10 protein-coding genes and 1 pseudogene are annotated in these 13427 nt (G+C 67.1%); all 11 read right to left on the reverse strand.

The window, feature by feature from the left end; all coding sequences use genetic code 11:
• Positions 1-17: 17 nt before the first annotated feature.
• The 11 genes and pseudogenes from BVG12_RS02795 to wrbA all read right to left on the reverse strand — a co-directional run bounded on the left by BVG12_RS02795 (position 18) and on the right by wrbA (position 13382).
• Positions 18-854, reverse strand: coding sequence for a thymidylate synthase (locus tag BVG12_RS02795; RefSeq protein WP_075791091.1), 837 nt, complete (start codon positions 852-854; stop codon positions 18-20).
• A gap of 209 nt (positions 855-1063) precedes the next feature.
• Positions 1064-1591 (reverse strand): annotated as a pseudogene (locus BVG12_RS02800) (thymidylate synthase); the annotation flags it as partial.
• 39 nt (positions 1592-1630) lie between these two features.
• Positions 1631-2725 (reverse strand): threonine aldolase family protein, encoded by a 1095-nt coding sequence (locus BVG12_RS02805; RefSeq protein WP_075791092.1) that lies wholly within the window; start codon positions 2723-2725, stop codon positions 1631-1633.
• Positions 2726-2877: 152 nt separating this feature from the next.
• A complete protein-coding gene (locus BVG12_RS02810; RefSeq protein WP_075791093.1) occupies positions 2878-4890 on the reverse strand; it encodes a methyl-accepting chemotaxis protein in 2013 nt (670 codons plus the stop codon).
• 153 nt (positions 4891-5043) lie between these two features.
• On the reverse strand, positions 5044-6873 hold the full coding sequence (locus tag BVG12_RS02815; RefSeq protein WP_075791094.1) for an ABC transporter transmembrane domain-containing protein: 1830 nt from the start codon (positions 6871-6873) through the stop codon (positions 5044-5046).
• A gap of 41 nt (positions 6874-6914) precedes the next feature.
• On the reverse strand, positions 6915-7982 hold the full coding sequence (locus tag BVG12_RS02820; protein ID WP_075791095.1) for a lipocalin-like domain-containing protein: 1068 nt from the start codon (positions 7980-7982) through the stop codon (positions 6915-6917).
• Positions 7982-10531: an ABC transporter permease gene (locus BVG12_RS02825; protein ID WP_075791096.1), complete on the reverse strand. Its 2550-nt coding sequence runs from the start codon at positions 10529-10531 to the stop codon at positions 7982-7984. The genes BVG12_RS02820 and BVG12_RS02825 overlap by 1 nt, the downstream gene beginning before the upstream one ends.
• A complete protein-coding gene (locus BVG12_RS02830) occupies positions 10519-10953 on the reverse strand; it encodes a DUF4124 domain-containing protein (protein ID WP_075791097.1) in 435 nt (144 codons plus the stop codon). Before BVG12_RS02830 ends, BVG12_RS02825 begins: the two co-directional genes overlap by 13 nt.
• A gap of 13 nt (positions 10954-10966) precedes the next feature.
• Positions 10967-12376 (reverse strand): FAD-binding oxidoreductase, encoded by a 1410-nt coding sequence (locus BVG12_RS02835; RefSeq protein ID WP_075791098.1) that lies wholly within the window; start codon positions 12374-12376, stop codon positions 10967-10969.
• Entirely contained in the window at positions 12369-12767 is a 399-nt protein-coding gene (locus BVG12_RS02840) for a DUF2069 domain-containing protein (protein WP_075791099.1), read from the reverse strand. The genes BVG12_RS02835 and BVG12_RS02840 overlap by 8 nt, the downstream gene beginning before the upstream one ends.
• Before the next feature lie 3 nt (positions 12768-12770).
• Positions 12771-13382 carry an NAD(P)H:quinone oxidoreductase gene (gene wrbA, locus BVG12_RS02845; protein ID WP_075791100.1) on the reverse strand — a complete coding sequence of 204 codons (612 nt, stop codon included), beginning with the start codon at positions 13380-13382 and terminating at the stop codon, positions 12771-12773.
• Positions 13383-13427: the final 45 nt, after the last annotated feature.

The raw sequence follows: 13427 nt of genomic DNA on the forward strand, positions 1-13427 counted from the left end.
TCGAATTCAGATGCGAATCACTTAGCGATCGGAGCAGGAATGTGCGGATGCGGGTCGTAATTTATAACTTCGAAATCCTCGAACTTGTAATCGAAAATTGAGGCTGGCTTGCGCTTGATTACTAGTTTTGGCAATGGTCGTGGCTCGCGGGTAAGTTGTAGGCGTGCCTGCTCTAAGTGATTGGAATAGAGATGCAAATCTCCGATCGAATGGATAATTTCTCCCACTTCAAGGTCGCACTGTTGTGCAATCATATGAGTAAGGAATGATACGCTCGTACAGTTGAACGGGATGCCCAAGTACAAATCACCTGAGCGTTGCGTTAGATGCGTCGAAAGGCGCCCGTTAGCAACGTAGAACTGATACATGATGTGGCAGGGCGGCAAAGCCATTTTGCCTTCAAGCGCATTGAGTTCAGGTGCTTTTGACTCGTCAGGCAAATATGCGACATTCCAAGCATTGATAATATGACGCCGACTGTCAGGGCGCTTTTTTATGCCATCGATCAAGGCTGCAATCTGGTCGTAGGTTTCTCCGTTCGGGCCTTTCCAAAACCGCCATTGTGCACCGTAGACTGGACCGAGTTCGCCTTCCGGAGTTGCCCACTCATTCCAGATTGAAACGCCATTATCGTTTAGGTACTTGATGTTTGTATCGCCCCGTAGGAACCACAGGAGTTCGTGCAGGATGGACTTAATATGAAGTTTCTTGGTCGTGAGCAACGGAAAGCCGTCGCTCAGATCGTGTCGATACATGCGACCGAAGACCGACAGGGTGCCGGTGCCCGTTCGATCGCCTTTATGGACCCCGTTGTCAAGTACGTCACGCAGCAGGCTAAGGTATTGCTTGTCCATCGTATGTGGTCTTTCATGGCTTGTTGAGATGCCTGCCTCGCTATGCCGGCGGGGCGCCCAGATTCATCCGGATTATCCGAACTCGAACGTTGTATAGCGTAACACAAATTCTGACGCTAGTATAGGTACTGTACCTATAGATGGAGGGTGCGTAAGTACTTGATTATAAATGGTTTTATCTATGGGTACAGTCGGGGCATGTGGCAAAGGAACGGGACGCCGAGGAAGATGTCGGCGCTGCGCTGGTACAGCTGGCACGAGAGCTTGCCGTCCGCGACGTAGAACTGGAACAGCGCATGGCACGGCGGCAGCTTCATCTTCGGGATGTCGGCGACGTTCCACGCCGAGACGATCATGCGGCGTGAGTCCGGGTTGTTCTTGATCTGGTCCATGACTTGCGTGATCTGGTCGATGTGCTCGCCGGATGGCGTCGGCCAGCTGCGCCACTGGTAACCGTAGATCGGACCGAGGTCACCGTTCGCGTCGGCCCACTCGTCCCAGATCGAGACGCCGTTGTCCTTGAGGTATGCGATGTTCGTGGAGCCGGCCAGGAACCAGATCAGTTCATGGATGATCGACTTCAGGTGCAGCTTCTTCGTGGTCACCAGCGGGAAGCCCTGCTGCAGGTCGAAGCGCATCTGGTGGCCGAACACGGAGCGGGTGCCGGTGCCGGTGCGGTCGGTTTTGACCGTGCCATGGTCCAGCACATGGCGCATCAGGTCGAGATATGGACGCATCGGTGTGGCTCGCATTGAAAGGTTGAAAACCCGCGCATTTTAACCGATGCCGCGCTCCACCGCCGCCGCCAGCAGCGCGACGGCTTCGCGCACGCGGCCGTCCGGCGTGTCCAGCAGATTGTCGCCGACGTAGATCTCGAAGAACGAGGTCTCCGGCAGCATGCCGTGGTTGACGCGGTTGAATGGCCAGATGCCGTGGTCGCGCGCCAGTTCGCGGCGGATTTCCAGTGCGCGCTCGCGGCCGACGGGCAGGTGGAGGTGCAGCATGTTCGCCTGCGGTTCGGCCGGGTTCACGCGCAGCACCGGGTGGTCGCGCAGGACGTCGAACAGGAACCGCGTGCGCTCGAAACAGGCGGGCATGGCGGCAAGGCGCTGTTCGAACTGCATTGCGGCCGCGACCACGTAAGGCGAGCGGTGGATCACGTTGCCGCCCTGGCGCTTGAACCATTCGGCGGCCTGCGCGACGAATTCGTGGCTGCCGGCCAGCATCGCGCCACCGAGGCCGCCGATGCCCTTGTACAGGGAGGTGTAGACGGTGTCGAAGCCGGCCGCGATCTCGGCCACGGAGCGGCCATAACCGGCCGCCGCTTCCCACAGGCGCGCGCCGTCCATGTGCAGGTGGATGCCGTCCGCGCGGCAGTGCGCCTTGATGGTCCGCAGGTCGTCCCAGGAAGGCAGCTGGCCGCCGATCTCGCGCATGGGAATCTCCAGCGCGACGGCGGACAGGCGGTCGGGGACGTTCACGATGTCGGCGGCCGACCACGGACGATACGGGTCGCCGACGCGCAGCGCGTCGAAATGCCCCAGCAGCTGGTAGTTCGAACGTTCGTGGACGAAGATGTGCGCGGTCGGATGCAGTGCGACCGGGGCGCGGCCGCGGGCGTCGGCCGCGAGGCGCAGCGCGGTCACCTGTGCGAGCGTACCGCTGATGCAGAACACGGCCGCTTCGAAACCGAGCAGTTCGGCCACGCGCCGCTCGAAACCCTGGATCAGGGCGCCGTCGCCGTATGTGTCGTGGGCGATGCCGTTGGCGTCGCACCACGCGGACATCGCGGCGAACATTTCCGCCGGCGTGCGGGCGCGGTGGCCGGGGAGGACGGTGGTGCAGCGGGCGAGCAGTTCGGTGTCGGTCAAGGGTAGCTCCAGTGCGGGGTCGAGCTACTCTACACCGAAGCAGGCGGAGGAGGAAGGGTGCCCAGCAAGCCGTCGTTCGCGCGCAGGCGGGAACCCGTTCCGAGTGTCCTGTTCGGCTCAGTATGGATCCCCGCCTGCGCGGGGATGACGGATCAATATTGCGCAAGCGCCGGCCGTGCGTCGGCCAGCTGTTGGTCCAGCTTGAACAATCGGACGGAACGCGCCAGCTGGTCGGCCTGTTCCTGCATGGCCTGGGCGGCGGCGCTGGCTTCCTCGACGAGGGCGGCGTTCTGCTGGGTGACCTGGTCCATCTCGCCGATCGAGCGGTTGATATGCTCGATGCCGGCGCTCTGCGCCGCGTTCGCGGTGCTGATGCGGGCCATGATCGCGGTGACCTTTTCGGCGCTGGCCAGCACGTCGTTCATCGTCACGCCCGCGTCCTGCACGATGCGGCTGCCGGCATCCACTTCGGCCGTCGACGCGACGATCAGGCCCTTGATCTCCTTCGCGGCGGCCGCGCTGCGCTGTGCAAGGTTGCGCACCTCGGTCGCGACGACGGCGAAGCCGCGGCCTTGTTCGCCCGCACGGGCCGCCTCGACGGCCGCGTTCAGCGCGAGGATGTTGGTCTGGAAGGCGATGCCGTCGATGACGCCGATGATGTCGCCGATCTTGCCGGACGACGCCTTGATCGTGTCCATCGTCGCGATCACTTCGCGCACCATGCGGCCGCCTTCCTGCGCGACCAGCGACGTGTTCAAGGCCAGCTGGTTCGCTTCTTGCGCGTCGCCCGCGTTGCGGCGCACGGTCTCGGTCAGGTCCTGCATCGAATTCACGGTCGACGCGAGGTTGGCGGCCTGCTGTTCGGTGCGCGAGCACAGGTCCAGGTTGCCGCTCGAGATCTCGCCGGACGCGCCCGCGATCTGCTCGGCGCCGTTCCGCACCTGGCCCACCACGTTCGAGAGGCTGCTGCTGATATTGTTCATGGCCTCGGCCAGCAGGCCGATCTCGTCGTTGCGGTCGACGGGCATGCGCACGGTCAGGTCGCCCTCGGCGATGCGGACGGCGGCGTCGCGCGCCCGCACGAGCGGCCGGGTGACGGTGCGCTTCATGACGGTGTGCAGGATGGCGGCGAAGATCGCCAGCGCGACGAGGCCGATGACGATGTAGCGGTTGCGCAGGCTGGCCGCTTCCTTGGTGATCTCGTCTTCGTACGTGCCGCCGGCGATCAGCCAGTTCCAGTCCTTGAACAGCGTATAGGCGGCGACCTTCATGCGCGGCGCCTTCTCGCCGGCTTCGGCGTTCTGCCACGGATACGTCATCAGGCCGTGCTGCGTCTCGAGCATCTCCTTGATGAATTCGCGGCCGCCGGCGTCGCGGCTGCCCAGGATGTTCTTGCCTTCCTTGACCGGGTGGACGATCAGGTCGCCGTAGGTCTTGCCCTGGTTCGCGTCCAGCACGAAGTAATAGCCCGTCTCGCCGACCTTCATCTTCTTGATGCGCTCGCGCAGGGCGCCGATATTGCCCTCGACGTCGAGGCCGATGTAGAGGATGCCGATCACCTTGCCGGATGCGTCGCGGATCGGTTCGTAGTCGGTGATGAACTGCTTGCCGAACAGCTTGACGATGCCGATATAAGGCTTGCCGTCGCGGACGGCGGCATACGCGGGGCTGGCGTGGTCGAGGATCGTGCCCACGGCGCGGTCGCCGTTTTCCTTCTTGACCGAGGTGCTGACGCGGACGAAGTCGTCGCCACTGGCGGCGAAGATCGTCGCATTGCCGCCCGTCTGGCGCGTGAAGCGGTCGGGCGGCGTGAAGTCGAGGTTCAGGGGCTTGCCGGCGATTTTCAACGTCGGCACCTGCTTGTCGCCGACGGCGACCATGGCGCTCGTGTCGAGCGTGAATTCGCCCTCGAACTGGGTGGCGAAGATGCGGCCGAAGCTCATGGCCTGGCTCTTCATCACCTTGTCGAACATCTCGACCGCGTTGACGACGCTCTGCAATTCCGACTCGACGTTGGAGATGGCGCGCGCATGCAGCATCGACGACGTGGTCCAGGTGATGGTGAACACGAGACCGGCGAGAATGGCGCTGACGAGAGCGAACGTGAATGCCGTGATCTTGGACCCGACGGTCCAGTTGGCGACGCGGAACGATTGTGTGTTCATGGCGGATCCGTGGAGGCTGGCGTTGCTCCATGGTACGCCAGCTATCCTCATGGCAACAAAAGCATGTCCCTTTTCGACGCGTTCATGCAACAAATGCTTGCCGTTCGGGCACGATTTGTGACTGAACCGCCGCCGGCTTATCTGGCCGCCAACTCAATGCTCGACGTGCACGTTATGGAACTGTAAAGCCGCCAGGTTGGCGTAGATGCCACCCAGGGCCACGAGCGACGCGTGCGTGCCCGTCTCCACGATGCGCCCGTCCTCCATCACGATGATGCGGTCGGCCCGCTGCACGGTGGCCAGGCGGTGCGCGATGATCAGCGTCGTACGGCCCTCCATCGCCGCTTCCAGTGCGCGTTGCACCAGGCGCTCCGATTCCGCGTCCAGCGCGCTGGTCGCCTCGTCCAGCAGGAGCAGCGGCGGATTCTTGAGCAGGGCGCGCGCGATCGCGATGCGCTGGCGCTGTCCGCCCGACAGGCGCACGCCGCGCTCGCCCAGGTACGATTGATAGCCTTGCGGCAGGCGCTCGATGAATTCGTGGGCGGCGGCCAGCTTCGCCGCCGCGATCACTTCCTCATCGGTCGCGTCGGCCCGGCCGTAGCGGATGTTTTCCAGCGCGTTGGCCGAGAAGATCACGGTGTCCTGCGGGACGATGCCGATCGCGCCGCGCAGCACGTGCAGGTCGAGGTCGCGGATGTCGATGCCGTCGAGCCGGATCGCGCCCGACTGCGGGTCGTAGAAGCGCAGCAGCAGCTGGAACAGGGTCGTCTTGCCGGCGCCGGACGGGCCGACGACGGCCACGGTCTCGCCGGGCTTGACGTCCAGGCTCACGTGGTCCAGCGCAGCGGTCTCCGGGCGCGACGGATACGAGAACTGCAGCTGCGCCAGGGAGAGCGCGGCGCCGCCGGCCGTGCGCGCGGGCAGCGGCGTCGGGTGGGACGGACTGCGGATGCTTGACCTGACGGCCAGCAATTCCAGCAGGCGTTCGGCGGCGCCGGCCGCGCGCTGGGCCTCGCCCATCACTTCCGACAGCGCGCCGATCGCGCCGGAGACGATGGACGCGTACAGGATGAACTGACCGAGGTCGCCGCCGGTCATGCTGCCTTCCAGCACGGCGTGCGCGCCCAGCCACAGCACGAACACGATCGCGCCGAACACGAGCGCGATCGCGAGCATCGTGAGGATGGCGCGGGCGCGGATGCGCCGCATCGCGGTCGTGAACGCGCCCTCGACAGATGTGCCGAAGCGCTGCGCCTCGATCCGTTCGTACGTGAACGCCTGCACCGTCGGCATGGCGTTGAGGATCTCGCCGGCCAGGGCCGACGCGTCGGCGATGCGGTCCTGCGAATCGCGCGACAGCTTGCGTACGCGCCGACCGAACAGCACGATCGGCACGACGACCAGCACCAGCAGGCCGAGGATGATGGACGTGAGCTTCGCGCTCGTCACGAACAGCATCACGAGGCCGCCCGCGAACAGCAGCGTGTTGCGCAGCGCGAGCGAGATGCTGGTGCCGACGACGGTCTGGATCAGGGTCGTGTCCGTCGTCAGGCGCGACAGCACTTCGCCGGTGCGCGTCGTCTCGAAGAACTCCGGACTCTGTTCCACGACGTGGCGGTAGACGGCGCTGCGGATGTCCGCCGTCACACGCTCGCCCAGCCACGACACCGTGTAATAGCGCGCGGCCGTCGCGACCGCGAGCACCGCGGCCACGCCGAACAGCGCGAGGAAGGTGTTATTGACGCTCGCGGCGCTGGCCATGCCGCCTTTGGCGCCGAAGCCGTGGTCGATCATCTGCTTGAAGGCGTACGGGATCGCGAGCGTGGCGCCGGCCGCGACGAGCAGGGCGATGCCGGCGAACAGGAACTGGCGGCGGTACGGGCGCAGGAAGGGCAGCAGGCCTTTCAAGGCGACGAGGGTGCCCTTGCGCGTTGCGGGGGCGGGTGCGGTAGCGTATGTGTCGGTGGTGGAACCGTTGCTCATGTCGTTCTTCGTTATTCGTGGTGGTGCGGATGCTTGCGTGTTCATAGCTTCATGGCGGATACATAGCCCGTCAGTTCGAGATAGCCGCGCCCGGCGGGCCGGCCGTCGCGCTGCACGGTGACGGCGCCTTCCCAGTACACGGCCCCGGTCGACCGGCGCGAATCGAGTTCCTGGTCCGGCTGCAAAGGCTCGATGCGCCATGCGGTCGCGCCCGTCGTCAACAGCGTCGCGACCGGGTAGGCGGCGTTCGTGCGGGGCGAGGTCCAGGTCCGTTGCGGCGCGAAGCGCACCTGGTCCGGGCCGTACTGCGTCACACGGCCGGCGCCGTCGCGCCAGGTCGCGTGGGCCCACAGTGTACTCCCATCCCTGGCGCGGATCCGGAAGGCCATCAGGGCGCCGCCGTCATCCAGGTTGATGCCGGTCCAGTCCCAGCCGGCGGCGTTCACGTCCAGCACCTGGCTGGACCATTCGTGGTCGAGCCACGCGGTGCCCGTCACGGCCTGCTTGCGGCCCCCACGTACGATCTCGCCGTCCACCTGGAGGTGCGGCTCGCTGTAGTAATAACTGGCGTGGCCGGCCTGCGGGCCCTTTTGCGAATAACCGGACTCGCCCTGCAGCAGCATGGGTTGCGTGGGCGCGAGACGCAAGGTGAACGACAGCTCGCCGGCGCGCACGACGACCCGGTAGCGGCCGTCGGGGTCGCGGCGCATGCTCCAGTCGTCCAGCTTGACGTCCGTCGTGCCGGTATACGCATAGGCGAGGCCGAAGCCGGCGCGTGCGCTTCTCTGGTCGTGCACGAGGTGTCCCAGGGCCGGGTCGGACAGCGCGGCGTGGCCGATGATCAGCTGCTTGGGCGCGAACGCGCTCGGGTTGGCGGGATCCGTCTCCGTGCGGCTGCGGAAGAACGTGACCTGGAAGCCGAGTGGCTTGCCGTCCGGCGTGTTCAGCCAGCCGGTCGCGTACCACCATTCCGTACGGTAGTCCGGATGGGCGCCATAGTCGGCCGGGAACGTCAAGGCGCGGCTGGGGGCGACCGTCGCGAAGACGGGCGGCGCGGCATGGACGCACGCGGCGGCGAGCCACAGGAGCAGCATGCGAACGAACGACATCACCAGTCCTCCCGCACGGCGCGCACCGGCCCGCCGGACAGCGCGTAGCGGCCCGACACGAGCGCCGTCGCGACGGATGCCGCCACCAGCACGGCCGCGACGCCGCCCAGCAAAGGCCACGGCAGGTGCAGCTGCATCGTCCAGTGGAACGATTGCGGGTTGACGACGTAGACGAGAATCAGGCTGATGACGAGGCCCAGCACGAACCCGGTCAGGACGCCCAGCGCCGTGAGCGCGCCGCCTTCGACCGCGAGGATGCCCAGCACCTGCCCGCGCGTGACGCCGACGTGGCGCAGCATGCCGAATTCCTTCGCGCGCGCCAGGGTCTGCGCGGAGAACGTGGCCGCCACGTCGGAGAGGCCGATGGCGATCGCGATCGCTTCCAGCAGATAGGTCACGGCGAAGCTGCGGTCGAAGATTCTCAGGCTCATGGCGCGGATGTCGCCGGGGCGCGCCATCTGCAGCGCGGCGCCGAACGGCAGCCGCCGCAACGCGCCCTCGATGTGCGCGACGTCCGCGCCGGGTGCGGCCCACAGCGCCGCGTCCGTGACCGTCGTGTCGCCCGTCAGTGCGCGGTAGTCGGCCAGGCGCACGACGGCGGAACCGGTCTGGTTGGCGTAGTCGCGCCACACGCCGGCGATGAAGAACGGTTGCGGGCGGCCGCCCAGCGGCAGGGTCAATGTCTGGCCGACTTTCAATCGGTACAGGTCCGTCATCGCTTCCGAGATCCACACGGGGCGGCGGCCGGCAGGCACCGGCGCCGCGTCGCCGACGAGGGCAAGCAGGCGGCCCGGATCGCCGGCGTCGATGTCGCGCGCGACGAGCACGATGTTCGGGCGCGCCGGATCGAGAGACAAGGGCCGCGTGCGCAGGAAAGCGCTGCGCGCGACACCCGGCACGGCGGCCATCGCGGCCTGTTCCTGCGGCCCGAAGCCGCCCGTGTTGCCGCCGGCGCTGCTGCGCACGTACAGGTCGGCGGGCAGGATGTGCAGTATCCAGTCGTCGACGGAGACGCGGAAGCTGGCGACCATGATGCCCATCGCGACCATCAGGCTGAAGCTCGCCAGCACGCCGCCCAGCGCGATCGATGCCTGGCCGGGCGCGTTCGCGAGGCGCGCCAGTGTCAGCGCCAGCACGGGAGAATGGTTTTCGCGCCGCAGCAACAGGTGGTCCAGCAGGCGGAACGCGGAGGCGGCGAGCCGCGGCATCAGGCCGATGCCGCCCACCAGCAGCAGCGCGACGGCGAAATAGCCGAACAGCGGCAGCCCGAACACGGGCGGCGCGAACGCGCACGCGGCGGCCAGCAGCAGGCAGACAAGCGCGGGCCAGATACGGTTCAGGCGCTCCAGTGCCGTCTCGTCGTTGCCCGATTTGAGCGCGATGGCGGGCCGGGCGCGCGCCGCTTCCAGGGCCGGTGCCGCGCAGCCGAGCAGCGCGACGCCGAGGCCCAGGCCGAAGTAGACGATGGCGGCGCCGGGCGCGAATTGCACGTGCGGCTTCACGCCGGGGAAGTAGCCGGCGCCGAGGTCGCCGCCGAACAGCGCCAACGCGGCCGCCGCGAGGCCGTAGCCTGCGGCGATGCCGAGCAGGGCGCCGAGCACGCCGAGCGTCCCACCTTCCAGCAGCACTTGCCGCAGCAGGGCGCGCCGCGGGAGGCCGAGCACGCGCAGCAGCGCGAACTGGCCGCGCCGGCGCAGCACCGACAGCGCCTGCGTGGAAAACACGAGGAAGGCGCCGGTGAACAGCGCGACGAGCGCCAGCACCGTGAGGTTCACGCGGTAGGCGCGGCTCAGGTTATTGCTGCGGCTTTCCTGGTTGGCGTCGCCGGGCCGGCCGACCGTGAAGCGGCCGGGATAGTCGCGGTCCAGCTCCGCCGCCAGCGCGCGTTCGAACGTGGCGCGGTCGACGCCGTCGCGCAGCTTCAGGTCGACGCGCGACAGTTTGCCCGTGAGCTGAAACCGCCACTGCAGCGCGCCGATGTCCATCACGCCGAGCCGCTGCCCGCTGCGCGCACGCAAGATCGGACCCGCCACGCGCAAGTGGAGGTCGCGCGTGCCGGCGCGTACGGCGACGACGTCGCCGCGCGCCTTGCCGAGCCAGGCCTGCGCCGCCGGGGAGAGAAACACGGCATCGTCGGCGAGGACGTCGTACGGGTGGGACGCATCCGGCACGCCCATCAGGTCGGGCGCGATGTAGCCGGCGCGGAAGGCGTCGAGGCCGACGATCTTCAGCGAACCCTGTCCGTCCGCGCGGGCCGCGTCCACTTCCAGCACGGGCGACGCGATGGCGACGCCCGCATGCGTGGCCAGGCGCGGATAGATGCCTTCGTCGAACAGGGCTTCGCGTCCCGCCACCTGGATGTCGGCCTGGCCGGACAGGCTTTGCACGGCCGCGTTGAATTCGTTGAAGGCGGCCGCGTTGATCAGGTGGATGGCGAAACCCATCGCGACGCCGACGGCGATGGCGACGACGGCCAGCACGGCGCGCATCGGGTGCGCGCGCCATTCGCCGAACAGCAGCCAGCGCGACAGCTGGCTCACGCCGGACATTCCACCGCCAGCGCTTCCCGCGCCCGCGTCGACCTGCGCTGCGCCGCGATGCGGGCGCGGCCCGCCAGCCGCGCGGCGTCTTCGTCGGCCCAGCGCTTGCGCAGGTGCAGGCGTTCGCACTGCTTGCGGCGCGCGGCGGCGGCGCGGGCCGTGCGCGCGTCGGCCTTGTCGACGCGCTGCTGTTCCTTCTCGCGTGCGATGCGCAGCTTTTCCAGTTCGACGAGCGTGCGCGCGTCGCGCGTGGCGACCGTCTCCGCGCCTTCGGGCCGTATGCCGGCCGGTGGCGGCAGCTCGACCGATCGGCCGGCGGCGCAAGGCCGGTCCGCGTAAACCGTCTTGCCGTCCTGCGTGCACTTGTAGACGGGTTGGGCGAGGGCGCCGGACACCATGCAGGCCGCCAGCAGGGGAAATAAGCGCGTCATCGAGAGCTCCCGGTCAAAGGATTTTACCGGGGTTCATGATGCCGAGCGGGTCCAGGGCGGCCTTGATGGCACGCATGAGGTTCAGTTCGATCGGTGATTTGTAGCGCGGCAGCTCGTCCCGCTTCAGCGCGCCGACGCCGTGCTCCGCCGAGATCGAGCCGCCGTGCGCCATCACGCTGTCGTGCACGATGCGGTTGATGGGCCCTTGCTGCGCGAGGAAGTCGTCGTGATGGATGCCGTCCGGCGGCGCGATGTTGTAGTGCAGGTTGCCGTCGCCCAGGTGGCCGAAGCAGACGACCTGCACGCCCGGATAATCCGCTTCCAGCTGGGCGTCCGTCGTCTCGATGAAGTCGGCGATGCGCGAGATGGGCACGGAGATGTCGTGCTTGATGTTCTTGCCGGCCGCCGCCTGGGCGAGCGGGATGTGCTCGCGGATGGCCCACAGCGCGCGCGACTGGGCGATCGACGTCGCGACGACGGCGTCCCGCGCGAGGCCGTCTTCCAGCGCCCGTTCGATGGCGCGCTCCAGCAGCGCGACGCCGTGCTCCTCCGATTCGTGGCTGGACAATTCCAGCAACGCGTATTGCGGATAGCGTTCCGGGAACGGCTTCGGCAGGTCGGGAAAGTGGCTGGCGACGAGGCGCAGGCTGACGTCGCTCATCAATTCATAGCCCGTCAGCGTCGGGCCGCACTCCGCTTCGACGAGCTTCAGGAGCGCCAGCGCATCGCGCGGACTGGCCAGCGCGACAAGGGCCGTGATCGCCGCCTTCGGTTGCGGAAACAGCTTCAGTACGGCCGCCGTGATGATGCCCAGCGTGCCTTCCGCGCCGATGTACAGGTCGCGCAGGTCGTAGCCCGTGTTGTCCTTGCGCAGGCCGCGCAGCGCGTCCCACACTTCGCCTTGCGCCGTGACCACTTCCAGGCCGAGGCACAACTCCCGTGTGTTCCCGTAGCGCAGGACGCCCGTGCCGCCCGCATTGGTCGACAGGTTGCCGCCGATCGTGCAGCTGCCTTCGGCCGCGAGCGACAGCGGGAACAGCATGCCGTGTTCGCTCGCCGCCTGCTGGATGTCCTGCAGGATGCAGCCGGCGTCCACCGTCATCGTGCGGTTGAACGTGTCGACGGACCGGATGCGGTTCAGGCGCCGCAGCGACAGCACGACGGCGTCGCCCGTCGCATCCGGCACGCTGCCCAGCACCAGGCCCGTGCGGCCGCCCTGCGGGACGATCGGCACGCGCAGATCTAAGCACAGGCGCACGACGGCGGCCACTTCCGCCGTGCCCGCGGGACGGACGACGGCGCGGGCCCGTCCGGTGAAGCGGCCGCGCCAGTCGGTCAGGTACGGGGCGGTGTCTTGGTCGTCGACGAGGACATTGGACGCGCCGACGATGGCGCTGCAGCGCGCAAGAAAACCATCAGTCATGCGGCACTTTGACCTTGTCGAGCAATTCCTTGGCGAGCTTCTGCGCCTGCTTCTTGTACGGCCGCAGGTACAGCAGCGCGAACAGGAAGTACGAGACCACGAGCAGGGCCTCGCCGAGGGCCATCATGCGCGAGATGTCCGTGCGGTCGCTCCAGGCGCGCACGATGCCTTCGACCAGGTAGATCAGGATCACCATCGACGACCATTGCAGCGTGTACAGGTCGCGTTTGAGGACGCCGCGCAGCGGCAGCAGCAGCGGCAGGGCCTTGAGCGCCAGCAGCGAGCCGCCCGGATGGAGCGGCGCGACGACGATCTCCCAGGCCAGCAGCCAGGCGAACAGCAGGACCAGGCTGGTCACCGCGCCCGTATGAAACACCCTTAGCACTTGCATTACTTAATCCGTCCCCTGCAGTTTGCGGCTTGCTTGTGCGAGGCGCCGGCCGAGCGCGATCGCAAGCCGCTTCTCGTCTTCGGTCACCGGGCGGTTGCCGTCCACGCCCGACCAGTGGGTCGCGCCGTAGGGACTGCCGCCGCTGGCGGTGGTCATCAGTTCCGGCTCGGTGTAGGGCAGGCCCATCACCATCATGCCGTGGTGCAGCAGCGGGATCATCATCGACAGCAGCGTCGATTCCTGGCCGCCGTGCAGGCTGCCCGTCGACGTGAACACCGCGGCGGGCTTGCCGGCCAGGGTGCCGGACAGCCATTGCGCGGAGGTGCCGTCGAGGAAATATTTCATGGGTGCCGCCATATTGCCGAACCGCGTGGGCGAGCCCAGGGCCAGCCCGGCGCATTCGGCCAGATCCTCGAGCTCGACGTAGGGCGCGCCGGCACGCGGGATGTCGGGTTCGGTCGCTTCGGCCACCGTCGATACCGCGGGGACAGTCCGCAGCCGGGCTTCCATGCCCGGCACGCTGTCGATGCCCTGGCCGATCAGTTCGGCCAGCCGGCGGGTTTTGCCATGACGCGAGTAGTACAACACGAGGATAATCTGATTGGTTGGGTTCATCGTTGGTATTATAGGGCGCTTTACAAGATGACACGCTCGCCATCG

The organism is Massilia putida (assembly GCF_001941825.1).
Lineage (GTDB): Bacteria > Pseudomonadota > Gammaproteobacteria > Burkholderiales > Burkholderiaceae_D > Telluria > Telluria putida.

Excerpts from the sequence above, each read along its gene's own strand:
- BVG12_RS02795 (WP_075791091.1), bottom strand. The coding sequence starts at position 854 with ATGGACAAGCAATACCTTAGCCTGCTGCGTGACGTACTTGACAACGGG.
- BVG12_RS02810 (WP_075791093.1), bottom strand. The coding sequence starts at position 4,890 with ATGAACACACAATCGTTCCGCGTCGCCAACTGGACCGTCGGGTCCAAG.
- BVG12_RS02815 (WP_075791094.1), bottom strand. The coding sequence starts at position 6,873 with ATGAGCAACGGTTCCACCACCGACACATACGCTACCGCACCCGCCCCC.
- BVG12_RS02820 (WP_075791095.1), bottom strand. The coding sequence starts at position 7,982 with ATGTCGTTCGTTCGCATGCTGCTCCTGTGGCTCGCCGCCGCGTGCGTC.
- BVG12_RS02825 (WP_075791096.1), bottom strand. The coding sequence starts at position 10,531 with ATGTCCGGCGTGAGCCAGCTGTCGCGCTGGCTGCTGTTCGGCGAATGG.
- BVG12_RS02830 (WP_075791097.1), bottom strand. The coding sequence starts at position 10,953 with ATGACGCGCTTATTTCCCCTGCTGGCGGCCTGCATGGTGTCCGGCGCC.
- BVG12_RS02835 (WP_075791098.1), bottom strand. The coding sequence starts at position 12,376 with ATGACTGATGGTTTTCTTGCGCGCTGCAGCGCCATCGTCGGCGCGTCC.
- BVG12_RS02840 (WP_075791099.1), bottom strand. The coding sequence starts at position 12,767 with ATGCAAGTGCTAAGGGTGTTTCATACGGGCGCGGTGACCAGCCTGGTC.
- wrbA (WP_075791100.1), bottom strand. The coding sequence starts at position 13,382 with ATGAACCCAACCAATCAGATTATCCTCGTGTTGTACTACTCGCGTCAT.